The organism is Sphingomonas sp. RS6 (genome assembly GCF_054489705.1).
On record NZ_JBTMWM010000002.1, the window covers coordinates 203,252 to 228,692 of the forward strand.

Here is a 25,441-nt window from a genome sequence, read left to right on the forward strand (position 1 = left end):
ACCGTGCACGGTCAACTTGAAAATGCTCTAGCGCGGATTGGCGGCCAGCGGCAGGATGTTTGCGACGCGAGCCCTGTCACCTCAACGGCACCGGCGCTCCCGCACGCGCGATCAGAGGCACGCCTCGAGCAACGCCTGATCGAAGCCATATTGCTTGGCCTTGTCGAGCGTGTAGGGGCGCAGGCCCATCGAGCGATATTCGCCGATGATCTTGCCGTCGGCGCTCTCGTCCAGATATTCGAACTTGAACAGTTCCTGGGTGACGATCACCGGGCCTTCCATGCCGATCACTTCGGTGACGTTGGTGACGCGGCGGCTGCCGTCGCGCAGGCGCTTCACCTGGATGATGAGATCGACCGAATCGGCGATCTGGCGGCTGATCGCTTCCTTCGGCACTTTGATGTCCGACATCATCACCATGTTTTCCATTCGCGCCAGCGCCTCGCGCGGGCTGTTCGAGTGGAGCGTACACATCGAACCGTCATGGCCGGTGTTCATCGCCGCGAGCATGTCGAAACATTCGGCGCCGCGAATTTCACCGAGGATGATGCGATCCGGGCGCATACGCAGCGCGTTCTTGACGAGATCGCGGATGGTGATCTCACCCTGGCCCTCAAGGTTCGGCGGGCGGGTTTCGAGCGGCAGCCAGTGCGGCTGTTGCAGGCGGAGTTCGGCGGCGTCCTCGATCGTCAGCACGCGCTCGCCCGGATCGATCATTTTCGACAGCGCGTTGAGCATCGTCGTCTTGCCCGAGCCGGTGCCGCCCGAAATGACGATGTTGAAGCGGCTGGCGCCCGCGATCTTGAGCGCGGTCGCCATCTTTTCGGACATCGATCCGCCCTTCGCCATCATGTCGAGCGTGATCGGCTTGGCGGAGAATTTGCGGATCGAGATGGCGGTGCCGCGAAGCGACAGCGGCGGCACGATCACGTTGACGCGACTGCCGTCCTTGAGGCGCGCGTCGGCGAGCGGGGTGGTCTGATCGACGCGGCGGCCGACCGAGTTGCAGATGCGCTGAGCGATCTGGAACAGATGCTCCTCGTCGCGGAACTGGATATTGGCGAGCTCGAGCTTGCCCCTGCGTTCGATATAGGTCTGTTCGGGGCCGTTGACCATGATGTCGCTGACCGCCGGATCGGCAAGCAGCTCCTCGAGCGGGCCGAGGCCGAGCAGTTCGTCGACCAGCACCTTTTCGAGCGCGAACTGTTCGCGGCGGTTGAGCGTGAGCTTCAGTTCGGCGAGCACCTCGCCGATGATCGGGCGGAATTCCTCAGCCAGCTCGTCCTTGGTCAGCGTCGCCGCGGCCTCGGGATCGACGCGTTCGAGGAGGCGCGGCAGCACCTGTTCCTTGATCCGGTGGATCGACGCCTCGAACCCCTCGCCGCGCGAATTGCCGGCATCGCCCGACTGGGCCTGGCGATCGGCGAGGCGCTGCATCGCTTCGCTGCTGGCGGCGCTGGGGGCCGTGGGATCGCGCTCGGCCATCGGATCGATGGCGCTCTGGCCGGGCAGCGGCACGCTGTTGAGCGGCGGGAACTGCTCGCCGCCGGCCGGCGCGCCGCCGGGCCCGTGCATCGGCCGGGCGACGCCGAAGGCGGGCCGTCCGCCAGCGCCGCCACCCAATCCGTTGCGTCGTCCAAATGCACTCATCGAAAACTCTTCCACCCCAAGCGGAGCGGCAGGACTAGCGCGGGAAGGCTTGAGAATTGGCTAATCGGTCAGCCGGGCGGTACGAAGGCTCCCAAAGCGGGTAGCGCCGCGAGGCACGGCCATGACGCAAAAAGCCCCGCTTTTGCGGGGCTTTCGGCAATCGGCGAAGACGGGGGCCGGCGCGTGCCGGCGTCCATTATTGCGCGCGTTCGGCCAGCACAGTGAGGCCGCGCTCATTGACCTCGGCAAAACCGCCTTCGACGCGGATCAGCTCGGGCGTGGTCGCCCCGGCCTTGTAGACCTCGATATTGCCGTCGCGGATCGTCGACATGACCGGCGCATGGCCTTCGAGCACGCCGAAATCGCCCTCGCTGCCGGGGACGACAACCATATGGACCTCTTCCGAACGAACGAGACGTTCCGGGGTGACGAGTTCGAAGTGCAGCATCTTCTCTATCCTAAGCCCCTCTCCTTCGGGGGGAGGGGTTGGGGTGGGGGACACTGCCCCCTGCATCGGTATTCGCTGGGGCTATAGGACGCTCGCGTTGCTCGCGCCCCACCCCCAACCCCTCCCCTGAAGGGGAGGGGCCAGTAGTAGTGGCTTACGCCTCGTCGGCGAGCTTCTTGGCCTTGGCGATCGCATCGTCGATGCCGCCGACCATGTAGAAGGCCGCTTCCGGCAGGTGGTCATACTCACCGTCGACCACCGCCTTGAACGAGCGCACCGTGTCTTCCAGCTGCACGAAGGCGCCGGGGATGCCGGTGAACACTTCGGCGACGTGGAACGGCTGCGAAAGGAAGCGCTGGATCTTGCGGGCGCGGGCGACGGTCAGCTTATCCTCTTCGGAAAGCTCGTCCATGCCCAGGATCGCGATGATGTCCTGCAGCGACTTGTACTTCTGCAGGATGGCCTGCACCGCACGCGCCGTCTCGTAATGCTCCTGGCCGACGATGCGCGGTTCGAGCACGCGGCTGGTCGAGTCGAGCGGGTCCACGGCCGGGTAGATGCCCAGCTCGGAGATCGCGCGGTTGAGCACGGTCGTCGCGTCGAGGTGGGCGAACGAGGTTGCCGGCGCCGGGTCGGTCAAGTCGTCGGCGGGCACGTACACGGCCTGCACCGAGGTGATCGAGCCCTTGGTCGTCGAGGTGATGCGCTCCTGCAGCGCGCCCATGTCGGTCGACAGGGTCGGCTGATAGCCCACCGCCGACGGAATACGGCCGAGCAGCGCCGACACTTCCGCGCCCGCCTGGGTGAAGCGGAAGATGTTGTCGACGAAGAACAGCACGTCCTGGCCTTCGACGTCGCGGAAATATTCGGCGATCGTCAGGCCCGACAGCGCGACGCGGGCGCGGGCGCCCGGCGGCTCGTTCATCTGGCCATAGACCAGCGCCACCTTCGAACCCTCGGTGATGGCGTTGCCGTCCGCGTCCTTGGCGATAACGCCGGCGTCGAGGAACTCGTGATAGAGATCGTTGCCCTCACGGGTACGCTCGCCCACGCCCGCGAACACCGAGGTGCCGCCATGGCCCTTCGCGATGTTGTTGATCAGCTCCTGGATGAGCACGGTCTTGCCCACGCCGGCGCCGCCGAACAGGCCGATCTTGCCGCCCTTCGCGTAGGGCGCGAGCAGATCGATCACCTTGATGCCGGTGACGAGAATCGCGCTGTCGGTCGACTGCTCGATGAACTCGGGAGCCTTGGCGTGGATCGGCGCCTTGAGGTCGGTCGCGACCGGGCCACGCTCGTCGATCGGCTCGCCGACGACGTTGAGGATGCGGCCGAGCGTTGCCGGGCCGACGGGCACCTGGATCTGGTTGCCGGTGTCGGTGACGGTCTGGCCGCGGGTCAGGCCCTCGGTCGAGTCCATCGCGATCGTGCGGACGGTGTTCTCGCCCAGGTGCTGCGCGACTTCGAGAACGAGGCGCTGGCCGTTGTTCTGGGTCTCCAGCGCCGAAAGGATCGCCGGCAGGGCGTTGTCGAACGTCACGTCGACGACCGCGCCGATCACCTGGCTGATGCGGCCGACATTGTTGGTGCCCGTGGCCGGGCGGGTGTCTACAGCGGCGGTTGCCATTGTTGCTTTCCTTGCTTCGTGCAGCTTTTAGAGCGCTTCCGCGCCCGAAATGATTTCCACCAGTTCGGTCGTGATCGCGGCCTGGCGGGAACGGTTATATTCGATGGTCAGGCGGTTGATCAGGTCGCCGGCGTTGCGGGTGGCGTTGTCCATCGCGGTCATCGACGCGCCCTGCTCGCTGGCCTGATTCTCCAGCAGCGCCTTGAAGATCTGCACCGTCAGGTTGCGCGGCAGCAGATCGGCGAGGATCGTTTCCTCATCAGGCTCATATTCGACCGCGGCGCCCGAACCCGCCTCGCTGCTCGCCGGCACCGAGACCGGGATCAGCTGCTGCTCGGTCGGCACCTGGGCCAGCGCCGAGCGAAAGTGCGAGTAGAACAGGGTCGCCACGTCGAACTCGCCCGCGAAGAAACGGTCGGTCACGTCCTTGGCGATCGCGCGGGCCTCGTCGAAGCCCGGGGTGCGCACGGCCGTGGTGTCGAACTGGCCGACGATCATGCCGGGGAAGGTGCGGGCGATCACCGCGCGGCCCTTGCGGCCGACGAGGTAGAACTTCACCGTCTTGCCCTCGGCGATCAGCGCGCGCGCCTTGAGGATCGCCGCCTTGACGATATTGGCGTTGAACGCGCCCGACAGGCCCTTGTCGCCATTGGCGACGAGCAGCAGGTGCGTTTCCGCCTTGCCGGTGCCGGCGAGCAGCCGGGGGGCGCTGTCGCTGCCCCCGACCTTGCTCGCCAGGCTGGCGACCACGCCCTCGAGGCGCTGGGCATAGGGGCGCGCGGCTTCTGCGGCGGCTTGCGCCTTCCGCAGCTTCGCCGCCGCGACCATCTGCTTGGCCTTGGTGATCTTCTGGGTCGACTTGACCGAGGCGATCCGGCCCTTGAGTTCCTTGAGGCTGGCCATCCGGCAGCGGTCCTTTAGGCGAAGGTCTTGGCGAAGGCGTCGAGCACGGCCTTCACCTTGTCCCGCGTGTCGTTCTCGAACGCCTTGGTGGTGCGGATTTCCTCCAGCACATTGGCGTGCTGCGAACGGAAGTGCGCGAGCATCGCGGCTTCGAAGCGGACCACGTCCTTCACCGCGACATTGTCGAGATAGCCGTTGGTGCCGGCGAAGATCGAGATGGTCTGCTCTTCGAACGGCAGCGGGCTGAACTGCGGCTGCTTGAGCAGCTCGGTCAGGCGCGCACCGCGGTTCAGCAGCTTCTGGGTCGAGGCGTCGAGGTCCGAACCGAACTGCGCGAAGGCGGCCATTTCGCGATACTGGGCGAGCTCGAGCTTGATCGAGCCCGACACCTTCTTCATCGCCTTGGTCTGCGCCGACGAACCCACGCGCGACACCGACAGACCCACGTTAATCGCCGGACGGATGCCCTGGTAGAACAGGTTCGTCTCGAGGAAGATCTGGCCGTCGGTGATCGAGATCACGTTGGTCGGGATATAGGCCGACACGTCGCCCGCCTGGGTTTCGATGATCGGCAGCGCGGTGAGCGAGCCGGCGCCGTTGGCGTCGTTCATCTTCGCGGCGCGCTCGAGCAGGCGGCTGTGGAGATAGAAGACGTCGCCCGGATAGGCTTCGCGGCCCGGCGGACGGCGGAGCAGCAGCGACATCTGACGATAGGCGACGGCCTGCTTCGAAAGATCGTCATACACGATCACGGCGTGCATGCCGTTGTCGCGGAAGAATTCGCCCATCGCGCAGCCGGTATAGGGCGCGAGGAACTGCAGCGGCGCCGGCTCCGAGGCGGTGGCGGCGACGACGATCGAATACTCCATCGCGCCATTCTCTTCGAGCTGGCGGACGATCTGCGCGACGGTCGAGCGCTTCTGGCCGACGGCGACATAGATGCAGTAGAGCTTCTTGCCTTCGTCGCCCGAGCTGTTCGGGCCCTTCTGGTTGATGAAGGTGTCGATCGCGACGGCGGTCTTGCCGGTCTGGCGGTCGCCGATGATCAGCTCGCGCTGGCCGCGGCCGATCGGCACCAGGGCGTCGATCGCCTTGAGGCCGGTCTGCACCGGCTCGTGCACCGACTTGCGCGGGATGATGCCCGGCGCCTTCACTTCGACGCGGCGACGCTCGGTATATTCGATCGGGCCCTTGCCATCGATCGGGTTGCCCAGGCCGTCGACGACGCGGCCGAGCAGGCCCTTGCCGACGGGGACGTCCACGATCGTGCCGGTGCGCTTGACGGTGTCGCCTTCCTTGATCTCGGCGTCCGAGCCGAAGATCACGACGCCGACATTGTCGGCCTCGAGGTTGAGCGCCATGCCCTGCACGCCATTGGCGAATTCGACCATCTCACCGGCCTGGACATTGTCCAGACCGTGGATGCGCGCGATGCCGTCGCCGACGGACAGCACCTGGCCGATTTCCGAAACCTGCGCTTCGGTGCCGAAATTGGCGATCTGGTCCTTGATGACCTTCGAGATTTCTGCGGCGCGGATATCCATCTTCTTGAGCCTTCAGCCTTTCATCGCGTGCGCGAGGGAGTTCAGTCGGGTCTTGATCGACGAATCGATCATCTGGCTGCCGATCTTCACGACCAGGCCGCCGAGCAGCGAGGGGTCCACCGACAGGTCGACCGAGACCTCGCGGCCGATACGGGTGCGGAGCTGCTGCTTGAGCGCGTCGACCTGTTCGGCATCGAGCGGGTGTGCCGAGGTGACTTCCGCGGTCGTCTCGCCGCGGTGGCTGGTCGCCAGCGCGCGGAAGGTGCGGATGATCGCCGGCAGCTGCGCCAGACGGCGGTTCTCGGCGAGGACGCCGAGGAACTTGGTCGTCGTCGCATCGAGCGCCATCGCGGATGCCGCAGCGGCAACGGCGTTGCCGGCCTGCTTGCGGTCGATCAGCGGGCTGGTGGTCAGCGCCTTGAACTCGGGCGATTCGTCGAGCGCGGCGCGCACCGAAGCGAGGCTCGCTTCAACGGCTTCGATCGCCTTGGCGTCGCGCGCCAGTTCGAACAGAGCGGTAGCGTATCGTCCGCTTAGGCTTGCCTGTATCCCGCCGGAATTCTCCACGCGATTCGGTTCCTCTTGGAGGGGTCTGAGTTGGCCCCATGCAAAAAACGGGCGACGCGCAAGGCGTCCCCGATGGGTTGGCGGGCTGCTAGCATCGCCGTCGCGGGGATGCAACCCGAGTCCCGGAATCGTCACGAAACCAGTTTGCGCCGTCTATCCGGTGCCGGGTCCGTGACTTGGTTTTTCTCGAGCCGGAGGGATTCGCCCGTGCAGAAGAAAGGCGGAACGGCTTTCGCCGTCCCGCCTCGACTTCCCCCCGGAAACAGATAGGGGCCGGCCGCGCTCAGGCGAACCGCACCGTCGCCGCGCGGCGGCGGCGCAGCGTGCCGCCGACCAGCGCGAAGCCGCCGATCAGCATCAGCCAGGTGGCCGGTTCCGGCACCGCGGTGACGACGACCTGGCTCTGGTTGTTGGCGGAGAACAGCACGCGGACCTTGTAGCCGGCCACCGCGGTCCAGCTGCCATTGGCGATCTGGGCGAGATAGCTGTTGGCGAGCGTGCGCGCGGCGTTGGTGTCCCCGCCGGTGGTGTAGAAATCACCCTTCTTGGTGTCGTACGACCAGGTCTTGCGCTCGCTGAGGATCTCCCAGACGGCGAGCTGCGTCGCGGCCGAGATCGTCTTGCGGACCTGCGCATTGCTTTCCGCGCCGAGCAGCAGTTCCGAATTGGTGAGCAGCGTGACCAGCTGCTCCTGACGGGTCGTGTTGCTCGTCAGCGCCGAGAGATCGGCCCATTCGAACGACCCCTTCGACAGGTTGTGGAAGGCATCGGCGCAGTAGCTGAAGAAGTCGATGACCGAACCATTTTCGGTGCCGGTCATGTGGAAGCGGCCGACGCTGACATTGTGGTCGACATCGTTGGTCGGCTTGTAGACCATCTTGCTGGCGGTCAAGAAGCCGGGATCGGCGCTCCAGTCGGTGATCACGACCTGCGCCGAAGCTGCCTGGGGCAGCATCGCGGCAGCGGCAAGCGCGACTGCAAAAAGGGCCTTACGCATCGTTCAATTTCCCCACCGTTAAATCGTGGCTAACCCCGTATCGGCGCCTGACAGAGAAATCGAGAAAGTTTCGGAAGGTTAATGATCGAGAAGTGTCGCACCCGTTCGAAATCGGGACAGGGCCGATTTCGAACGGGCAGCGAACAATTCAGCGCGCCGTGCGGCCCTGACCCTGGCCGCGATTGCCCGAGGCGGGGCGGGCATGCCATTTGCGCTTGCCGCCGGGGCCGCCGGGGCCGCCGCGCGGCGCATCGGGGCGTGCGCCTTCGTTGCGCCGGGGCTGTTCGCCACGGGCACCTTCGGCGCGGCGCGGCTCGTCGCGATGCTCGGGGCGACCGCTGCGCGCGGGACGGGGCGCACCGTCGCCGCGTCGGCCGTGCGCATGCTGCATCGCCCGGCCGTTGCGGCCCGCCTGTTCGGCGCGCGACACCGGCACCGGGGCGCGGGTCGACTTGATCTTGTCCGCCTCGGCCATGAAGTTTTCGGGCAGCGGCTGCACCGTCAGCTTCTGGCGGGTCAGCTTTTCGATGTCCTTCAGATAGGGCCGCTCGTCATCGGCGCAGAAGCTGATCGCGACGCCATCAGCGCCGGCGCGCGCGGTGCGGCCGATGCGGTGGACATATTGCTCCGGCACGTTGGGCAGCTCGAAGTTGAACACATGGCTCACCCCCGACACGTCGATGCCGCGCGCGGCGATGTCGGTCGCCACCATCAGCTTGACCTTGCCCGAGCGGAACTCGCCCAGCGCCCGCTCGCGCTGCGGCTGGCTCTTGTTGCCGTGGATCGCGTTGGCGGCGATGCCGTTGCCGGCGAGCAGCCGCACGACGCGGTCGGCGCCATGCTTGGTGCGGGTGAAGATCAGCGCGCGATCGATCTCGAGGTTGCGCAGCTGCATCGTCAGCAGCGCCTGCTTCTCGGTCTGGTTCACATAGGTGACGAACTGCTCGACGCGCTCCGCCGTGGTGGCGACCGGAGTCACCTTCACTTCCACCGGGTTGTGGATGAACTGGCTGGCCAGCTCGCGGATCGACTTGGGCATGGTCGCCGAGAAGAACAGCGACTGGCGCTTGGCCGGCAGCTCCTTCACGATGCGGCGCAGCGCATGGATGAAGCCGAGGTCGAGCATCTGGTCGGCTTCGTCGAGCACCAGGATCTCGATGCCGAGCAGGATCATGTAGCACTGGTCGAGCAGGTCGACGAGGCGGCCTGGCGTGGCGACAAGGATGTCGACGCCGCGCGCCAGATCGGTCTTGTTCTTGTGGACCGAGGTGCCGCCGAACACGGTGGCGATGCGCAGGCCGGTGCCGCTGGCATAGTGGCGGGCATTTTCGGCGATCTGCGCGGCGAGCTCACGCGTCGGCGCGAGGACGAGCATGCGACAGCCGCGCGGCTGCGCCCGCTTGCCGCTGGCGACGAGGCGGTCGATCGACGGCAGCATGAACGCCGCAGTCTTGCCGGTGCCGGTCTGGGCGATGCCGAGCAGGTCGCGCCCTTCGAGCAGTGCCGGGATCGACTGCGCCTGGATCGGGGTCGCGTCGGTATAGCCCTTGGCGGCGAGCGCAGCGAGGACCTTCTCGGAAAGGCCGAGTTCTTTGAATTGCATTGGAAACTTTCACTATGCGGCCGGCACCCGCGCGACGAGGCGCACGAGCGAAGGCGGGGTCAAACAAGTGACGCCCCGCGTGATATGGGAAGCCGTTCATCGATCGAGGCCGAGCCGGACGTTGCAGGCTCCCGGAAGGAGCGGGCGACGCCGATCACGCTGCAAAAAAGCCTCGTCGGCCTCTTACATGGCGTGTTGCAGTGCGAAGGTCAAGCCGTGGCGGTGGCAACGCCGGCGGGAACGGCGGCACACAAGGGCCGCAGGCAGCCGTTCCCGCCGATTTGCGCAGCCTGTCCCCCCATTGACGCAGGGCCGCACCGGCCGGCGATACGCCCCGGCCGCTGCCGCGCATGACCGGGCCGGGGCGATGGCCGGCCGCGCGAGCAGTAGGGTGCTGATGCAACCGCCGCGTCCGCCCGGCAAATCGCGCGCGACGGGCATGCGACGAAAAATGCGCATGGCGACCGCGCCCAGGGGCGAAGCGTTAACCCGGCCGCGGTTAAGCACGGCGTCCAAGGCGAGGATTGCGACGTGCTGGTGGCGAGGCTGGAGGTATGGGGGAGCATGGATGCGCGCGGCGCCGTGCGCTTCCTTGTCGATCGCGGCACCACGGTGCGCGGCCTGGACGGCAAGCCGTTCGAGGCGGTGGTCGAGAATTTCTCCGCAACCGGGTTCATGTTCCGGGCCGATGTTGCGCTGCCGAGCGGCACGCTGCTGTGGATTGGGCTGTCCGGCGCGGGCGCGCGCGAGGCGAAGGTGGTGTGGAGCGACGGCGAGCGCCACGGCTGCGAGTTCCTGATTCCCCTGGGCGAGCGCGATCTGCGCCATGCCTTTCGCAGCCAGGACGAGATCGTCGCCGACCTGGAGGCGCGGCTGCGCCAAATGCGCCCGGCGGGCAACGACGATTAATCGCCTTTGCGCGCAAGCGGCGGGATGCGGGCGGGGTCGGCCGCGTCTATGATCGCGGCATGACGACGCACCCGCTCTCCGACGATAGTTGCTGGAACGCATTCGAAGCGCGTGACCGCGCGGCCGACGGCCGGTTCGTGGTCGCCGTGACGAGCACGAACATCTATTGCAAGCCGAGCTGTCCCGCACGCCGGCCCCGCCGCGAGCATGTCCGCTTCTACGCCGATGCGAGCGCGGCGCGGGCGGCAGGTTTCCGGGCGTGCCTGCGCTGCAAGCCCGACGAGATCGGGCGGGACCGGGCGGCAGTGGCGGCGGCGGTGGCCGCGATAGAGGCGGCCGATGCGCCGATCGCGCTCGATGTGCTCGCCGCCCGCGTCGGCTATGCCCCGCATCATTTCAACCGGCTGTTCAAGCGGGCGACCGGCGTCACTCCGGCCGCCTATGCGCGCGGATTGCGGGCGCGCCGCGCGGTGACCGCGCTGGGCGAGGAGACGAGCGTCACCGCGGCCATCTATGAGGCCGGCTATTCGGCGCCGAGCCGCTTCTACGAAACGGCCAACGACCGGCTGGGGATGACGCCCAGCGCGTGGCGGGCCGGCGGGGCGGGCGTGACGATCCACTGGACGGTTGCGGCAACCAGCCTGGGCCCGCTGCTGATCGCGGCGACCGAAATCGGGCTGTGTCGCGTGGCATTCGATGAGGATGCGGCGATGCTGCAGCGGCGCTTTCCGGCCGCCGAACTCGTCGAAGGCGGCACGACGTTCGCCGAACTAGCCGCGACGGTGGTCGGCGAGGTGGAGCAGCCGGGCCGCGATACCGATCTGCCGCTCGACGTGCGCGGCACCGCGTTTCAGGAGGCAGTGTGGGCCGCACTGCGCGCCATTCCGCATGGCGAGACACGCAGCTATGCCCAGCTCGCTGCGGCGGCGGGAAATCCGGGGGCGACCCGCGCGGCGGGCACGGCGTGCGGCGCCAATCCGGTTTCGATCGTCATCCCGTGCCACCGTGCCCAGCGCGGCGACGGCAGCATGGGCGGCTATGCCTATGGCATCGACCGCAAGCGCGTGCTGCGCCGCCGCGAGGGGATCATCGAGCGGAAGTGATCCGGCTCAGTTCGCCGGCGCGCAGTGATAGACGAGCTTTTCGTTATAGACCTGTGGCAGGCTGGCGCGGATCGACTGTTGCAGACTGGCGAGGCTTGCGCGCGCGGCCTGATCGCCGGTGCAGGCCTTGATCGGCACGGACGCGCGAATCTCGCGGATGCGCGCCATCTCGTCGGCCGAAAGCAGGTAGCGGGTGGCGGCATAGGTGGCGGTCGCCGGATCGAAATCGAGCACCGACACCGTCTGTTCGTTCTCGGGCACTAGCACGCGCTGCCAGCGCTTGCCCGATTCGGCATATTGGGTGCGGCCGTTGATGCAGCCATCGTCGCCGACATCGAGTTCGACCGGCTCGGTGGACGAAACGATGACGCGGCTGCGATCGGGCTCGAACGTGCACATCAGTTTGCCCGCCGCCTGCTCGGGCGGAAGCTCGGCTGCCGCGCTGGCATTGCCGGCCGTCTCGTCCAGCACCAGCTTGGTCTCGTCGAAGCTCGGACGGAGCACGAACAGCGCCACCGCGCCGAGCAGCAGCGCACCGCCACCCACCGCCGTCCAGACGCCCGCGCGCTGGCGATCGCGCAGGATCAGCATGCCGCCGGCGCCGAGCGCGAGCGCGCCGAAGACGAGCAGCACCGCCGCGCCGGCCATGAAGGTTTCGCGCGTCGATTCGTTCGCCGCACGAGCCTTTTCGATCGCGGTGCGCCGGGCGGCTTCGGCCGCGCTCGCCGCCATCTGCGCCTGTGCCTCGGCGTCGAGGCGTGCCTTTTCCTCGGCGCTCTTGTCGAGCGCCATGCGCTGCTCGACGCTGATGCAGGGCGCGGCGACCGACTGATAGGGCTGGTTCGCCGCCTGGAGGAATGCCACGAGTTCGCTGTCGGCGATCGCGAAGGCGAAGGTCGCGTCGCCTTCGTCGGCGCGGGTGATCGCCGAATTGACGCCGAGCACGCGCCCGCACGCATCGAGCAGCGGCCCGCCCGAATTGCCGCGCGCGATGCTGGCAGTGTGGAGCAGCACCGATGCCCCCTCCAGATCACGGATGCCACCGAACGTGCCCTGCGACCGCACCGGCGATTGCGGACGGATGAAGTCGGCGGCGGAGCGCGCGGTGGCGACATCGACATTGCCGGGATAGCCGAGCGCGATCAGCGTCGTCCCGTCCGTGACGTCGCCCGAAAACAGCGCGAGCGGTGGCAGGCTGGCGCCGCTGAATTCGATCAGCGCGAGGTCGCGCCGCGTGTCGATCGCGATCAGCTTGCCCTGGAAAGACTTGCTGCCTTCGGACGGGACGACGCCGATCACGACATTGTCGGGATAGCGCGAGGCGAGTTCGACGACATGGGCGTTGGTGACGATCCGGTTCGGCGCCACCGCAAAGCCGCTGCCATGGCCGAAGCCGACGACTTCGTCATCGGCGACCGCGATCGTGACGATCCGCACCACGCCGCGCCCCGCCGCCGAAATGTCGTCGGCACGCGCCGGCGCACTCCAGGCGACCATCAGCGCCACCAGCATCAGCAACCGCCGCATTCATTCCACCCCGCTTGCAAGCATCGCCGCCGCTTTCGGGCAAAAGCGGCGGCGGTTCAAGCCGGTGCGGGCGCAGGGATCAGGCGCCGCGCTTCTTGGCCTCCTCGGCTTCGCGCTGCTTGGCCTTGGCCTCGGCATCCTCATAGACCTTGATCGCGGCTTCGGCCCCGCCCTTGTCGAGCGCTTCCAGAATGGCCCGGGCGGGGTTGTCATCGCCGACATGTGGACCATAGGCGATTTTCTCGAATGCGATCTTAGCCGGTCCAATCATGTTACGGCGCAGCAACACCATCCCGGCGCGGCCCCGCAGCGTATTGTCGAACGGCGCGAGCATATAAGCTTTGAGCAGCCCATCCTCGGCCGTCTTGCTCGGTTTCTGCCCCGCATCGATGAAACTGTCGTAGTAAAGGATAAGGGGTTGGGGATATTCCGTATCAGCGCGGTTTGCCTTGACGAACCAGCTCCTTATCTCCGCCCATTTTGCCGGATCATCGATTTTTGCTGCTTTTGCGCGCTCGCTCATCGCCATGCCCTTGTAGAGCATGGCGTGAATGGATGTCGGGTCCGCGGCCAGGGCGCGATCGGCTGCGGCCTCCGACTCCGCGAAGTTGCGTGCGTCGAACTCCGCCTCCGCAAGCTCGTTCTGCGCAGCAGCATCGTTCGGATAGGACGCAGCGGCTGCGCGCGCCATCGCCAGCACCTTGACAGCGCGCTTCGCATCGACGCCCGCCTGCGAATACATACGCGGTCTCATCGTTGCGGCTTCGCCGGGACTTAGCTTGCGCACCGTCACCTCGCCGACGGGCACCTTGTCCTTTTCAAGTCGGATCGTCGGGAGTGACCCTCGCTTGGCCCAGCCGTTGAGCTTGCCGTCCAACTGGTTGATCGGTCCGAACGCCTGGTTGGCTTCTTCGATCGGCTTGCCCGCGTTGATCGCGGCGATGTAGTTCCCCAGTTCATCGGCATGACCACCGAGAAAGGCATAATGGGTGAGCAGCCACCCGCGCCCATATAGCGTCTGAGTGTCCAGATCCTTGTCGCGCGGATCAAGCGACAGAAGCCGCCGGGCGGGAACATTGGCGGTTCGATCGATACCATAGGCACGATAATCCGGCGACTTGCCGATGATCAGTTCGCCTTGACGGTAGAAGGCTGTGCCGAAGAACTCGGCGAAACCTTCGACGAACCATTTGGGGAACACCACGCTGGGCCAGGTGGAAAACATGAAGGCGTGGCAATATTCGTGCTGCAAGACGGTGCGAGCGTCGAGCGCGCCGCCGCCGTCGCCATCGGGCACGAAGGCGTTAGGGCCGCTGGCCCTTGGGATGAAAAATCCGGCTACTCGCGAGTTGTATGCCAGTTCCTGAACATCGCCGACGTTCGCCGCCACATAGACATGCACCCGCATCATCGGGCTCAGCGGCTTGTCCGGTGTGCCGGTAAGGAAGCGCAGTGACTGGTCGAAACGCTCCAGCTCTGCGGTGTACGCCTTGAGCTTGTCCGGATCCTGATCGGCATAGACGACAAAGTGCTTCGACGAGGCTTCGTACCAGTCTGCGTGTGCGACGGCAGGCGCAAGTACGGCAAGCGCGGCAATCAGGCTCCGGATCATTTGTTTCCCCCTGTGATCGGAGGAGCTTAACGGAGGCTTTGGTCGCTTTGCAATCGGCGGCTCACACGAAGCTGTAAGGGTCGACGTCGACGGCGACGCGGACGCGGGGGCTCCAGTTGAGGGCGCCGAGCCAGTCGCGGATCACGTGCTGGACGTCGAAGCTGCGCCGGGCGTGGACGAGCAGGCGGAAGCGGTGGCGGCCGCGCAGCATTGCCAGGGGCGCGGGGGCGGGGCCATAGACGTGCATCTCCGCCAGTTCGGGGGCGGCGCGGGCGATGATCCGGCCGGCTTCCTCGGCCGCCGCCTTGTCCTCCGACGAGATGATGATCGCGGCATAGCGGCCGAAGGGCGGCGCCTCCGCGTCGCGGCGCGCGGCGGTTTCGGCGGCGTAGAAGGCGTCGGCATCGCCGGTGACGAGCGCCTGCATCACCCGCGCCTCGGGCGCGTGCGTCTGGATATAGACGGTGCCGGGCTTTTCGCCGCGCCCGGCGCGGCCGGCGACCTGCATGATCTGCTGGAAGGTCCGCTCCGACGCGCGGAGATCGCCGCCGTCGAGGCCGAGATCGGCATCGACCACCCCGACCAGCGTGAGGTTGGGAAAATGATAGCCTTTGGTGACGAGCTGCGTGCCGACCACCACGTCGATCGCGCCATGTTCCATCCGCGAGACGAACTCGGCGGCTTTGGCGGGCGACCAGAGCGTGTCCGAGGTAACGATGGCCGTCCTTGCCTCGGGCCACAGCGCGGCGACCTCGTCGGCGATGCGCTCCACGCCGGGGCCGCAGGCGACCAGCGTGTCGTCCGACTTGCATTCGGGGCACATGCTGGGCGTTTGCATGGTATGGCCGCAATGGTGGCACGACAGCCGGTGGAGCAGCCGGTGCTCGACCATCCAGGCGGTGCAGTTGGGGCATTGGAAGCGGTGGCCGCAGTGCCGGCACAGGGTGAGCGGCGCATAGCCGCGTCGGTTGAGGAACAGGAGCGACTGTTCGCCGCGCGCCAGCGTCTCCTCGATCGCTTTGACCAGCCGGGGCGACAGCCACCGCCCGCGCTCGGGCGGCTCGCGGGTGAGGTCGATCGCCTCGATCCGCGGCAGCTGGGCGGCGCCGTAGCGGCCCGGCAGCTTGAGTTCGGCATAGCGGCCGAGTTCGACTTGGTGGCGCGTCTCGATCGCCGGCGTGGCGGAGGCGAGCACCACCGGGCAACGCTCGAACATGCCGCGCATCACCGCGACGTCGCGGGCGTGATAATGCACGCCGTCTTCCTGCTTGAAGCTGGTTTCGTGCGCCTCGTCGACGACGATCAGGCCGAGATCGGGATAGGGGAGGAACAGCGAGGAGCGGGCGCCGACCGTCACCATCGCCTCGCCATTCGCGATCGCCCGCCAGGCGCGGCGGCGCTCCGAACTGCGCAGGCCCGAATGCCAGGCGACCGGCTCGCAGCCGAAGCGGCGGGTGAAGCGGGTGAGAAAGGGTTCGGTCAGCGCGATTTCGGGGAGCAGCACCAGCGTCTGCCGGCCGGCACGCAGCGCGGCGGCGACCGCCTCGAAATAGACCTCTGTCTTGCCCGATCCGGTCACGCCGTCGAGCAGGAACGGCTTGAACGCCGCCGCCTCCACCGCGCCGCGCAGTTCGGCGGCGACGTCGGCTTGCCTGTCGCTGAGCCGCGGTGGGGCGAAGTCGGGATCGGGCGGCGGATAGGGCGCATCGGTATCGACGATGACGGGCTCGAACGCGCCGGCCTTGACCAGGCCGCGGATCACCGAGTCGGATACCTCGCCGATCGCGGCGAGTTCGCGCACCATGCCCTGCCGGCTGCCGATCCGCTCGAGCGCCTGGGCGCGCTGCGGGGTCAGGCGATCGGGGGCGGTGCCGGTCGCGCGATATTCGGTGACGGTGGGCGCGGCGCCGAACGCGGCCGAGGTGCGCAGGCTCATCGCCAGCACGGCCGAGGGTGGTGCCAGATAATAGTCGGCGGTCCATTCGACCAGCCGGCGCACCGGCGCAGGGATCGGCGGCACATCGGCGACGGCGAGGATCGAGCGGAGGCGGTTGTCGCCGATCTCCTCGGTCGGCAGCTGTTCCGGCTCCCACACCACGCCGGCGAACTGGCGCGGGCCGATCGGTACGACGACGATCGAGCCCGGTGCCACCGTCATGCCAGGCGGCACGCGATAGTCGAGCGGTCCCAGGACCGGATGGAGGACGAGAATGCGGGCGCGGGCCATTGTCGGCCCCTCATATGGGCATTTCGCGGCAAACTGGAATCCCGTATCGACGGCGCTACCCCGAGGAGATCCGACGATGCTGATCCTTGCTCTGTTGCTCGCCCAGACCGATCCCGCCCAGACCACGGCCTGCAAGGCGACCGATGCGAGCCTGCCGGCGGCGATGGCCGGCTGGTCCTCGCCCGGCGACGCGCTGACGATCGGCAGGGCCGTCGCGCTCGACACGGTCGACGGCGCAAGCCTGAAGGGCATTCCGGCCGGCGCCAAGCCCGGGCGCGCGGCGACGATCGAATTCGAGATCGAACGCGCCGGCACCTATGGCATCGCGCTCGACCAGCGCGGCTGGATCGACGTGCTGCCGGGGACGGCGCGCGGCGAGCCGCTATCGTCGGTGGCGCATGGCCACGGCCCCGATTGCTCGACGATCCGCAAGGTCGTTCGCTTCAGGCTCGAGCCGGGACGCTACCGCGTCTTCGTGACCCGCCTCGCACAGGCCAAGGCCAAGCTGATGCTGATCGCGGTGGCCTGAGAGGCGGGCGCCGCCGCCGGGTCAGCCCGGGCGGTGCAGGCGGAACAGCGCGTCGTCGCCGATTTCGAAATAGTCGGCCGGGCCGCCGCCGCGCAGGATCGGGCGGGCACGCGCGGTCTGGTAGACGCCGTCGGCATCGAGCATCGCGCGATCGATATGGATGCCGGTCGCCTCGCCGAGCACCAGCCAGGTGTCGATCGCCTCGCCCCCGCGATTCTCCAGGCGGATCAGCTGCGTCAGCCGGCATTCGAACTGCGCCGGGCTGCCGGCGACGCGATCGGGCGCGACGGTACGCGACGGCAGCGTTTCGAGCCCGGCGAGCGTGAATTCGTCGATTTCAGCACCCACCATCGCCGCCGTCGCGTTCATCGCCTCGGCCTGGGCGCGCGTCGCAAGGTTCCACACGAATTCGCCCGTTTCGGCGATGTTGGCGACGCTGTCCTTCCAGCCGATCGACGCGAAGCCGATGATCGGTGGGCGATAGTTGAACAAGTTGAAGAAGCTGTAGGGCGCGAGATTGCGGACGCCGCTTGCCGAGCGCGTGCTGATCCAGCCGATCGGGCGGGGTGCGACGATCGCGTTGAGCGGATCGTGCGGCAGGCCATGCCCTTCGGCCGGCGCATAGAAATGAAAATCGGCAGTCATGGCGGCTCCGGCGGAAAAAGCGCGACGGCGGTGAAACCATTTTCGCCGCGACTGCGAATGCCCTACTATCGGGCGAGCGACGAAGGGAAGGGGCGATGGCGAACGATCGACGACGGGCGCCCGGCGGCATGATATTCCGACACCGGCTGAGCACCCGGTTGTGGCACTGGCTGAACGCGGTGACGGTGCTGGTTATGATCGGCAGCGGGCTGATGATCTTCAACGCGCATCCGCGCCTCTATTGGGGCGAATATGGCGCCAATTTCGATCATGCCTGGCTCGAACTGCCGCGCTTTCCCGGCTGGGCGACACTGCCTTCCTATTACAGCCTGTCGGGCGCGCGGCACTGGCACCTGTTCTTCGCGCTGGTGCTGGGCTTCGGCCTGCTCGCCTATCTGATCGTCAGCCTGATCAACCGGCACATCGTGCATGACCTGCGCATCCGTGCCGCCGAACTGCACCCTGCGCATCTGTGGGACGACGCCAAGGCGCATCTTGCGCTGCGCTTTCACGATCCGGCCAATCCGCGCGCGTACAACATCTTTCAGAAGCTGGCCTATGTCGGCGTGATCTTCGTGCTGATCCCGCTGGTGATCCTGTCCGGGCTGGCGCTGTCGCCGGGCATGGATGCCAGCTGGCCCTGGCTGACCGGCATGTTCGGTGGGCGGCAATCGGCGCGTTCGGTGCATTTCATCGCGATGGCGGCGATCGTCCTGTTCCTGCTCGTCCATCTGACGCTGGTGATGCTGGCCGGGCCGATCGGCGAGATCCGTTCGATGATCACCGGCTGGTGGCGCGTGCCCCAGGAGGACGAGCGATGATCCTGACCCGCCGCAACCTGATCGTCGCCGGGGGCGCCGGCCTGCTAGCCGGCTGCGACCGCTGGACCAACAGCCCGGTGTTGCTGAGCGCGGAGGAGGCGCACCAGTTCCTCCAGCGATCGATCGGCCGCGCCGCGCTGGCCCGCGAGTTCCGGCCGGAGCAGCGCAGCCCGCGCTTTCGCGTCAACGGCACACATAATCCGAACACCCCCGAATATGGTGCGATGGCCGCGAACCGCTTTGCCGACTGGCGGCTGCGGGTGGATGGCATGGTGCGCCAGCCGATGACGCTCAGCCTCGCCCAGCTGCAGGCGATGCCGCAGCGCGCGCAGATCACCCGACACGACTGCGTCGAAGGCTGGAGCGCGATCGGCAAGTGGCAGGGGCCGCAGCTGGCGACGGTGCTGAACGCCGCCGGGATCAGCTCGCAGGCGCGCTACATCGTGTTCCACTGCGCCGATCGCTACGGCGCGGGGCATTATTACGAGTCGATCGACATGATCGATGCGCTGCACCCGCAGACGATCCTCGCCTGGGCAATGAACGACCAGTATCTGAGCGTCGGCCACGGTGCGCCGCTGCGGCTGCGCGTCGAGCGGCAGCTGGGCTACAAGCACGCCAAATATCTGATGCGGATCGAGGCCGTGGCCTCGCTGGCCGGCGTCGGCGGCGGCAAGGGCGGCTATTGGGAGGATTCCAACGGTTATCAATGGTATGCGGGCATCTAATGGCAGGTGCGAAAAAAAACGGCCCGGCCATGAACCCGCTGCACCGACGGTCGTTTTGATGCCGTAACGCTGTGGATGCGGCACCCGCGATAGGCCGAAACGCGGAACGCGAATATCGGAAACACAATCAAGGTACGCGACGTCAATGGCAGTAATCGACCGATTTTTCGAACGCGCGATCAAGCAAGGACAACTCACGGTAACCCATGCCGACGGATCGACCCGGCGGTTTGGCACGCCTGATCCCGATCTGAAGCCGGTGAGCATCCGGCTGGCCAAGGGCGCGGCAGGCCGGATCGTGCGCGATCCCGCGCTGGGCGCGGCCGAGACCTATATGGACGGCAGCCTGGATTTCGACGAGGGCGACATCCTCGACCTGCTGATGCTGGTCACCGCGAATAACCGCTGGGAACAGAGCGACCGGGTGCTGACGCCGTCGGCGCTGAGCAAGGCCACCGGCAAAGTCGCCCACCTGATCGGCCGTTACAACATGGCGCGCAAGTCGAAGCAGAATGTCGCGCACCATTACGACCTGTCGGCGCGCCTGTACGACCTGTTCCTCGATGCCGACCGGCAATATAGCTGCGCCTATTACACCGATCCCGACAATTCGCTCGAACAGGCGCAGAGCGACAAGAAGGCGCACATCGTTGCCAAGCTGGCGATCGAGCCGGGGATGAAAGTGCTCGACATCGGTTGTGGTTGGGGCGGCATGGCGCTCTATATCCATCAGCATACCGGCGCCGAGGTGCTGGGCGTTACCCTGTCCGAAGAACAGCTCAAGATCGCGCAGGCGCGGGCCGAGGCGGCAGGCGTGGCGGACAAGGTGCGGTTCCAGCTGATCGATTATCGCGCGCTGACCGGGCAGTTCGACCGGATCGTTTCGGTCGGCATGTTCGAGCATGTCGGCACGCCGCAATATCGCACCTTCTTCGCCAAGTGCCGCGAACTGACCACGCCCGACGGCGTGATGCTGATCCACACGATCGGGCGCGCAGGCGGGCCGGGCTTCACCGATGCCTTCACGCTCAAATATATCTTCCCGGGTGGTTACATCCCGGCGCTGTCCGAGATCGCCAAGGGCTATGAGGGGCTGCGTTACTTCCTCACCGATGTCGAGGTGCTGCGGCTGCATTACGGCCATACGCTGAAGGCCTGGTATGACCGCACGGTCGCCGCGCATGACGCGATCGTCGAGCTGTATGACGAACGCTTCTTCCGCATGTGGACCTATTATCTCGCCGGATCGTGCGTCAGCTTCATGAACGGCGGGCTGGTCAATTATCAGCTCCAGTTCGCCCGCTCGCGCGAGGCGTTGCCGATCACGCGCGACTATATGAACGAGGCGGAAGCGGCGCTGCGGGCCGACGCGACGCCCCCGACGAGGCTGCATTCGGTGTGAGCGGCAGCGGCGGCGACACGCCGGATGTTGCACGAAGGATCAGGGAACCCTAGAGGCGCCGCGGTTCCCCTATCCATCCAAGCCGGAGTCGCTGCCCCATGTCGGAAAAGATCAATCGCGTCGTCCTTGCCTATTCGGGCGGCCTCGACACGAGCGTGATCCTGAAATGGCTGCAGCAGACCTATCAGTGCGAGGTGGTGACGTTCACCGCCGATCTGGGCCAGGGCGAGGAGCTGGAGCCGGCGCGCAAGAAGGCCGAGATGGCCGGCGTGAAGCCCGAGCACATCTTCATCGACGATCTGCGCGAGGAGTTCGTCCGCGATTTCGTCTTCCCGATGATGCGCGCCAACGCGCTTTATGAGGGGCTGTACCTGCTCGGCACCTCGATCGCGCGGCCGCTGATCGCCAAGCGCCAGATCGAGATCGCCAAAATGGTGGGTGCCGACGCGGTGAGCCACGGCGCCACCGGCAAGGGCAACGACCAGGTCCGTTTCGAGCTCGGCTATTATGCGCTGAACCCGGACATCAAGGTGATCGCGCCGTGGCGCGAATGGGATTTGACCAGCCGCACCCGGCTGATCGAGTTCGCCGAGGCACACCAGATCCCCGTCGCCAAGGACAAGCGCGGCGAATCGCCGTTTTCGACCGACGCGAACCTTCTCCACACCTCGTCCGAGGGCAAGGTGCTCGAGGATCCGTGGGAGGAAGTGCCCGATTACGTCTATTCGCGCACGGTGAACCCCGAGGACGCGCCCGACGTCCCTGAGACGATCACGATCGATTTCGAGCGCGGCGACGGTGTGGCGCTGAACGGCGAGGCGATGTCGCCGGCGACGCTGCTCGCGGCGCTCAACGAACTCGGCCGCAAGCACGGCATCGGCCGGCTCGATCTGGTCGAGAACCGCTTCGTCGGCATGAAGTCGCGCGGCATGTATGAGACGCCGGGCGGCACCATCTATCACCTTGCGCATCGCGGCATCGAGCAGATCACGCTCGATCGCGGCGCGGCGCATCTGAAGGACGAGCTGGCGCCGCGCTATGCCGAGCTGCTGTACAACGGCTTCTGGTTCTCGCCCGAGCGCGAGATGCTGCAGGCGGCGGTCGACCACAGCCAGTTGAAGGTGACCGGCACGGTGCGTCTCAAGCTCTACAAGGGCAATGTCATCGTCACCGGCCGCAAGTCGCCTTATTCGCTCTACAGCGAAAAGGTGGTGACGTTCGAGGACGATCAGGGCGCGTATGACCAGCGCGACGCTGCCGGCTTCATCAAGCTTCAGGCGCTGCGCCTGCGCCTGCTGGGCCGGCGCGACCAGTAACGACGGGCGGCGATCCGCGGCTGGCCAGCGTCAGCCGCGGAACAGGCCGCCGAGCACGCCTCGCACGATGCTGCCGAGCGCGCCGCCGCTGCGCTTGCCGCCGAACACCGCCTTGCTGACTTCGTTGGCGACGGCGCGGCCCGCTGCCGATGAGGCCGAGCGGGTCGCGGCGTTGATCGCGCGGTTCCACGGGTTTTTCGCGGCCTCGCGTTCGGCTTCGCGCTCAGCCTGTGCCTGGCGGCGGGCCTGGCGATCGGCCTCGCGCTCGGCGGCGATGCGGGCGCGCTCGGCCTCCTTGGCGGCGCGGGCTTCTTCCTTGGCCTGCGCGGCGGCGGCCTTTGCCGCTCCGTCGGCAGCCTTTGCCTCGGCAGCGGCGGCTTCGGCCTCGTCGCGCTTGGCGGCGAGCAGCTCCTCCGCCGATTCGCGATCGACCACCACATCGTAGCGGCTGCCGATCGCATCGGTTTCGATCAGGATGCTGCGCTCGTCGGGCGCGAGCGGGCCGACGCGCGAGGCGGGCGGCCTGATCAGCGTGCGCTCGACCGGAGCGGGCGCGCCATCGGCCTGAAGCAGCGAGACCAGCGCCTCGCCAACGCGCAGTTCGGTGATCGCGGTGGCGACATCGAGCCCGGGATTGGCGCGGAACGTGTCGGCGGCGGCGCGGATCGCCTTTTCGTCGCGCGGCGTGAAGGCGCGCAGCGCATGCTGGATGCGGTTGCCGAGCTGGGCGGCGACATCCTCGGGAATGTCGATCGGGTTCTGCGTGACGAAATAGACGCCGACGCCCTTCGAGCGGATCAGGCGAACGACCTGTTCGATCTTTTCGAGCAGCGCCTTGGGTGCATCGTCGAACAGCAGATGCGCCTCGTCGAAGAAGAAGACGAGGCTGGGCTGGTCAGGATCGCCGATTTCTGGAAGCGTCTCGAACAGTTCGGAAAGCAGCCAGAGCAGGAAGCTGGCATAGAGCCGCGGGCTTGCCATCAGCTTGTCGGCGGCGAGGATGTTGACGACGCCCTGGCCGGACTCATCGGTGGCGAGGAAATCGCGGATCGCGAGCGCGGGTTCGCCGAAGAAATGCGTTCCGCCCTGGGCCCGCAGCTGGAGCAGCTGGCGCTGGATCGCGCCGACGCTCTGCTTCGAGACATTGCCGAAGGTGGCGGTCAGTTCGTCGGCGCGTTCGGCGCAGTGCGCGAGCATCGCCTGGAGATCGTCGAGATCGAGCAGCAGCAGCCCGTCCTGATCGGCGACGTGGAAGGCGATCGTCAGCACGCCTTCCTGCACCTCGTTGAGGTCCATCAGCCGTGCGAGCAGCAGCGGCCCCATTTCGGAGACGGTGGTGCGGATCGGATGGCCCTGCTGGCCGAACAGATCCCATAGCTGGACGGGGGCGGCGCGATACCGCCAGTCGGTATCACCGATCGCACGGGCGCGCTCGGCAAAGGCATCATGCGGCTTGGCGGTCGGCGAGCCGGCCATGCCGAGCCCGCTGAGATCGCCCTTCACATCGGCGACGAACACCGGCACGCCGGCCGCCGAAAAACCCTCGACCAGCCCCTGCAGCGTCACCGTCTTGCCGGTGCCGGTGGCGCCCGCGATCAGCCCGTGGCGATTGGCGCGGCACAGCACCAGTTCAAGTCGCCGCTCGCCGGCCGCACCCACGAAAATGCCCGTCTCTCCGCCCATGCCCCTGCTCCTTCGGCGCTTGGCATAGGGGAGAAACGGGCGTTGGTCAGCCGGCTTCGCGCCGATCAGTTGCCGGTGATGCCCACCGGGATGAAGTTGCCGATGTTGCGGCGCTGGACATAGAGCACGATCTGCTTGCGCCCGGCCGCCTTGGCAGCGGCAACGGCCTTGGCGAGATCGTCGGCGCTCGAGACGCGCTGGCGATTGGCGGACACGATCACGTCGCCGCGCTGCAGGCCCTTGCCGGCCGCGTCGCTCGCCTGGTTGACGCCCAGGATCACGACCCCGCCGATCGACGGGTCGACGCCGACGCTGCGCGCGATCTGCGCAGTCAGCGGCGTCACCGCGATCCCGATCGATTCGGTGGTCGCCGTGGCGCTGTCGTCGCTGCCGTCGGGGCCGCTGCTTTCGTCGTTCGGATCGAACTGGGCAAGCTGTTCCTCCGACGGACGCTTGGCGACGGTGACGTTGACCGTCTGGCGCTTGCCGTCGCGGATCAGCTCGACCGGGATGCGCGTGCCGGGGGCGACATTCGCCACCAGATAGGACAGTGTCTGATCGGGCGTCACATCCTTGCCGTTCACCTTTACGATCACGTCGCCCTGCTTGATCCCGGCCTTTTCCGCAGGCTGGCCCGGCTCGACGCGCGAGACCAGCGTGCCCCTGTCGGACGGCAGGCCGAAACCGTCGGCGAGTTCCTTGGTCAGATCCTGCATCGCGATGCCCAGATAGCCGCGATCGATCGACTTGCCCTGCATCAGCTTGTCGATGATCGGTTTGGCCTCTTCGGCGGGGATCGCAAGGCCAATGCCGACATTGCCACCGGTGGGCGACAGGATCTGCGAATTGATGCCGATCACATTGCCGTTCAGATCGAACATCGGGCCGCCCGAATTGCCGCGATTGATCGAGGCATCGGTCTGGATGAACCGATCATAGGCGCCGCCCTGGCCGGTCACGCGGTGCGTGGCCGAGATGATGCCGGCGGTGACGGTGCCACCCAGGCCGAACGGATTGCCGATCGCGACGACCCAATCGCCGACGCGCGCGCTTTTCGAATCGCCGAAGCGGACGAACGGCAGGTTGGTGCCCTCGATCTTGAGCAGCGCAAGATCCGACTGCGCGTCATTCCCGATCAGCTTGGCCTTGAAATCGCGTCCGTCGGCCAGCGTCACAGTGATCGCTTCGACCACGGCGCCGCGTGCGCCGGCCGAAATCACGTGGTTGTTGGTGACGACATAGCCGTCGGCCGAAATCACGAAGCCCGAGCCGAGCGACTGCGCCTCGCGCGTCACCGGCTGGCCTTGGCCGCCTCCGAACATCTCAAAAGGCGTTCCGGCGAACGGATTGCTGTTGACCTGCACACGCTGCGTCGTCGAGATGTTGACGACGGCGGGCTGGAGCTTGGCGACCATGTCGGCAAAGCTCATAGGCGCGCCGGCCCTGGGCACGGATGCCTGGATCGCACCCGGCTCGTTCTGGGCGGTCTGCGCGCCGGCCGGCTGGTTGAGCGACAGGGTGGCGGCAGCGCCGCCGAGCAGGATCGCGGTGGTCAGGGCGTAGGCGTAACGCACGGGGTCATTTCCTCTCGAAGCGAACG

The 25,441-nt window shown here is 66.9% G+C and carries 21 protein-coding genes; 7 read left to right on the forward strand and 14 right to left on the reverse strand.

Going from position 1 to position 25,441, the window contains the following annotated elements:
• Positions 1 to 111: 111 nt before the first annotated feature.
• The 8 genes from ACX40Y_RS05710 to ACX40Y_RS05745 all read right to left on the reverse strand — a co-directional run bounded on the left by ACX40Y_RS05710 (position 112) and on the right by ACX40Y_RS05745 (position 9,339).
• Complete coding sequence (locus ACX40Y_RS05710; RefSeq protein WP_459118582.1) at positions 112 to 1,650, reverse strand: CpaF family protein; 1,539 nt, start codon at positions 1,648 to 1,650, stop codon at positions 112 to 114.
• A gap of 196 nt (positions 1,651 to 1,846) precedes the next feature.
• Positions 1,847 to 2,098, reverse strand: a complete 252-nt coding sequence (locus tag ACX40Y_RS05715) for an ATP synthase F1 subunit epsilon (RefSeq protein WP_459118583.1) — start codon at positions 2,096 to 2,098, stop codon at positions 1,847 to 1,849.
• Between the two features lie 154 nt (positions 2,099 to 2,252).
• On the reverse strand, positions 2,253 to 3,725 hold the full coding sequence (gene atpD / locus ACX40Y_RS05720) for a F0F1 ATP synthase subunit beta (protein ID WP_459118584.1): 1,473 nt from the start codon (positions 3,723 to 3,725) through the stop codon (positions 2,253 to 2,255).
• Positions 3,726 to 3,752: 27 nt separating this feature from the next.
• Positions 3,753 to 4,628 carry a F0F1 ATP synthase subunit gamma gene (locus ACX40Y_RS05725; RefSeq protein WP_459118585.1) on the reverse strand — a complete coding sequence of 292 codons (876 nt, stop codon included), beginning with the start codon at positions 4,626 to 4,628 and terminating at the stop codon, positions 3,753 to 3,755.
• Positions 4,629 to 4,642: 14 nt separating this feature from the next.
• Positions 4,643 to 6,172, reverse strand: a complete 1,530-nt coding sequence (gene atpA, locus ACX40Y_RS05730; protein ID WP_459118586.1) for a F0F1 ATP synthase subunit alpha — start codon at positions 6,170 to 6,172, stop codon at positions 4,643 to 4,645.
• Between the two features lie 12 nt (positions 6,173 to 6,184).
• A complete protein-coding gene (locus ACX40Y_RS05735; protein WP_459118587.1) occupies positions 6,185 to 6,739 on the reverse strand; it encodes a F0F1 ATP synthase subunit delta in 555 nt (184 codons plus the stop codon).
• Between the two features lie 283 nt (positions 6,740 to 7,022).
• Positions 7,023 to 7,736 carry a PEPxxWA-CTERM sorting domain-containing protein gene (locus ACX40Y_RS05740; RefSeq protein ID WP_459118588.1) on the reverse strand — a complete coding sequence of 238 codons (714 nt, stop codon included), beginning with the start codon at positions 7,734 to 7,736 and terminating at the stop codon, positions 7,023 to 7,025.
• A 148-nt stretch (positions 7,737 to 7,884) separates the two neighbouring features.
• Positions 7,885 to 9,339 (reverse strand): DEAD/DEAH box helicase, encoded by a 1,455-nt coding sequence (locus ACX40Y_RS05745; protein ID WP_459118589.1) that lies wholly within the window; start codon positions 9,337 to 9,339, stop codon positions 7,885 to 7,887.
• A 531-nt stretch (positions 9,340 to 9,870) separates the two neighbouring features.
• Here ACX40Y_RS05745 and ACX40Y_RS05750 point away from each other — a divergent pair.
• Together ACX40Y_RS05750 and ada are read left to right on the forward strand one after the other, a co-directional pair.
• Complete coding sequence (locus tag ACX40Y_RS05750) at positions 9,871 to 10,248, forward strand: PilZ domain-containing protein (protein ID WP_459118590.1); 378 nt, start codon at positions 9,871 to 9,873, stop codon at positions 10,246 to 10,248.
• A 59-nt stretch (positions 10,249 to 10,307) separates the two neighbouring features.
• Positions 10,308 to 11,351, forward strand: a complete 1,044-nt coding sequence (ada, locus tag ACX40Y_RS05755; RefSeq protein ID WP_459118591.1) for a bifunctional DNA-binding transcriptional regulator/O6-methylguanine-DNA methyltransferase Ada — start codon at positions 10,308 to 10,310, stop codon at positions 11,349 to 11,351.
• A gap of 6 nt (positions 11,352 to 11,357) precedes the next feature.
• Here ada and ACX40Y_RS05760 read toward each other — a convergent pair whose 3' ends face one another.
• The 3 genes from ACX40Y_RS05760 to ACX40Y_RS05770 all read right to left on the reverse strand — a co-directional run bounded on the left by ACX40Y_RS05760 (position 11,358) and on the right by ACX40Y_RS05770 (position 16,717).
• Positions 11,358 to 12,878 (reverse strand): S1C family serine protease, encoded by a 1,521-nt coding sequence (locus ACX40Y_RS05760; protein WP_459118592.1) that lies wholly within the window; start codon positions 12,876 to 12,878, stop codon positions 11,358 to 11,360.
• Positions 12,879 to 12,957: 79 nt separating this feature from the next.
• Positions 12,958 to 14,490, reverse strand: a complete 1,533-nt coding sequence (locus tag ACX40Y_RS05765; protein ID WP_459118593.1) for a hypothetical protein — start codon at positions 14,488 to 14,490, stop codon at positions 12,958 to 12,960.
• A 61-nt stretch (positions 14,491 to 14,551) separates the two neighbouring features.
• Entirely contained in the window at positions 14,552 to 16,717 is a 2,166-nt protein-coding gene (locus ACX40Y_RS05770; RefSeq protein ID WP_459118594.1) for a primosomal protein N', read from the reverse strand.
• Between the two features lie 76 nt (positions 16,718 to 16,793).
• Between ACX40Y_RS05770 and ACX40Y_RS05775 the strand changes: the two genes are divergently transcribed.
• Entirely contained in the window at positions 16,794 to 17,246 is a 453-nt protein-coding gene (locus ACX40Y_RS05775) for a hypothetical protein (RefSeq protein WP_459118595.1), read from the forward strand.
• Between the two features lie 21 nt (positions 17,247 to 17,267).
• On the opposite strand, the gene ACX40Y_RS05780 is transcribed toward ACX40Y_RS05775, so the two are convergent.
• The gene (locus ACX40Y_RS05780) at positions 17,268 to 17,891 is read right to left on the reverse strand and encodes a flavin reductase family protein (protein ID WP_459118596.1); all 624 of its coding nucleotides are present in this window, start codon (positions 17,889 to 17,891) and stop codon (positions 17,268 to 17,270) included.
• 128 nt (positions 17,892 to 18,019) lie between these two features.
• On the opposite strand from ACX40Y_RS05780, the gene ACX40Y_RS05785 reads away from it, so the two are divergent.
• The 4 genes from ACX40Y_RS05785 to ACX40Y_RS05800 all read left to right on the forward strand — a co-directional run bounded on the left by ACX40Y_RS05785 (position 18,020) and on the right by ACX40Y_RS05800 (position 22,158).
• Positions 18,020 to 18,712 carry a cytochrome b/b6 domain-containing protein gene (locus ACX40Y_RS05785; protein WP_459118597.1) on the forward strand — a complete coding sequence of 231 codons (693 nt, stop codon included), beginning with the start codon at positions 18,020 to 18,022 and terminating at the stop codon, positions 18,710 to 18,712.
• Positions 18,709 to 19,440: a molybdopterin-dependent oxidoreductase gene (locus tag ACX40Y_RS05790; RefSeq protein ID WP_459118598.1), complete on the forward strand. Its 732-nt coding sequence runs from the start codon at positions 18,709 to 18,711 to the stop codon at positions 19,438 to 19,440. The genes ACX40Y_RS05785 and ACX40Y_RS05790 overlap by 4 nt, the downstream gene beginning before the upstream one ends.
• 145 nt (positions 19,441 to 19,585) lie before the next feature.
• A complete protein-coding gene (locus ACX40Y_RS05795) occupies positions 19,586 to 20,842 on the forward strand; it encodes a class I SAM-dependent methyltransferase (protein WP_459118599.1) in 1,257 nt (418 codons plus the stop codon).
• A 98-nt stretch (positions 20,843 to 20,940) separates the two neighbouring features.
• Positions 20,941 to 22,158: an argininosuccinate synthase gene (locus ACX40Y_RS05800; protein WP_459118600.1), complete on the forward strand. Its 1,218-nt coding sequence runs from the start codon at positions 20,941 to 20,943 to the stop codon at positions 22,156 to 22,158.
• Positions 22,159 to 22,188: 30 nt separating this feature from the next.
• Here ACX40Y_RS05800 and ACX40Y_RS05805 read toward each other — a convergent pair whose 3' ends face one another.
• Together ACX40Y_RS05805 and ACX40Y_RS05810 are read right to left on the reverse strand one after the other, a co-directional pair.
• Entirely contained in the window at positions 22,189 to 23,841 is a 1,653-nt protein-coding gene (locus ACX40Y_RS05805) for a helicase HerA-like domain-containing protein (RefSeq protein ID WP_459118601.1), read from the reverse strand.
• A gap of 65 nt (positions 23,842 to 23,906) precedes the next feature.
• Entirely contained in the window at positions 23,907 to 25,415 is a 1,509-nt protein-coding gene (locus tag ACX40Y_RS05810) for a Do family serine endopeptidase (RefSeq protein ID WP_459118602.1), read from the reverse strand.
• Between the last annotated feature and the right edge of the window lie 26 nt (positions 25,416 to 25,441).

Bases quoted from the DNA above. Each gene is read 5' to 3' on its own strand.
- ACX40Y_RS05795 (WP_459118599.1), top strand. From the start codon at position 19,586: ATGGCAGTAATCGACCGATTTTTCGAACGCGCGATCAAGCAAGGACAA.
- ACX40Y_RS05745 (WP_459118589.1), bottom strand. From the start codon at position 9,339: ATGCAATTCAAAGAACTCGGCCTTTCCGAGAAGGTCCTCGCTGCGCTC.
- ACX40Y_RS05805 (WP_459118601.1), bottom strand. From the start codon at position 23,841: ATGGGCGGAGAGACGGGCATTTTCGTGGGTGCGGCCGGCGAGCGGCGA.
- ACX40Y_RS05710 (WP_459118582.1), bottom strand. From the start codon at position 1,650: ATGAGTGCATTTGGACGACGCAACGGATTGGGTGGCGGCGCTGGCGGA.
- ACX40Y_RS05785 (WP_459118597.1), top strand. From the start codon at position 18,020: ATGATATTCCGACACCGGCTGAGCACCCGGTTGTGGCACTGGCTGAAC.
- atpD (WP_459118584.1), bottom strand. From the start codon at position 3,725: ATGGCAACCGCCGCTGTAGACACCCGCCCGGCCACGGGCACCAACAAT.
- ACX40Y_RS05790 (WP_459118598.1), top strand. From the start codon at position 18,709: ATGATCCTGACCCGCCGCAACCTGATCGTCGCCGGGGGCGCCGGCCTG.
- ACX40Y_RS05775 (WP_459118595.1), top strand. From the start codon at position 16,794: ATGCTGATCCTTGCTCTGTTGCTCGCCCAGACCGATCCCGCCCAGACC.
- ACX40Y_RS05715 (WP_459118583.1), bottom strand. From the start codon at position 2,098: ATGCTGCACTTCGAACTCGTCACCCCGGAACGTCTCGTTCGTTCGGAA.
- ACX40Y_RS05770 (WP_459118594.1), bottom strand. From the start codon at position 16,717: ATGGCCCGCGCCCGCATTCTCGTCCTCCATCCGGTCCTGGGACCGCTC.
- atpA (WP_459118586.1), bottom strand. From the start codon at position 6,172: ATGGATATCCGCGCCGCAGAAATCTCGAAGGTCATCAAGGACCAGATC.
- ada (WP_459118591.1), top strand. From the start codon at position 10,308: ATGACGACGCACCCGCTCTCCGACGATAGTTGCTGGAACGCATTCGAA.
- ACX40Y_RS05760 (WP_459118592.1), bottom strand. From the start codon at position 12,878: ATGCGGCGGTTGCTGATGCTGGTGGCGCTGATGGTCGCCTGGAGTGCG.
- ACX40Y_RS05725 (WP_459118585.1), bottom strand. From the start codon at position 4,628: ATGGCCAGCCTCAAGGAACTCAAGGGCCGGATCGCCTCGGTCAAGTCG.
- ACX40Y_RS05765 (WP_459118593.1), bottom strand. From the start codon at position 14,490: ATGATCCGGAGCCTGATTGCCGCGCTTGCCGTACTTGCGCCTGCCGTC.
- ACX40Y_RS05780 (WP_459118596.1), bottom strand. From the start codon at position 17,891: ATGACTGCCGATTTTCATTTCTATGCGCCGGCCGAAGGGCATGGCCTG.
- ACX40Y_RS05740 (WP_459118588.1), bottom strand. From the start codon at position 7,736: ATGCGTAAGGCCCTTTTTGCAGTCGCGCTTGCCGCTGCCGCGATGCTG.
- ACX40Y_RS05800 (WP_459118600.1), top strand. From the start codon at position 20,941: ATGTCGGAAAAGATCAATCGCGTCGTCCTTGCCTATTCGGGCGGCCTC.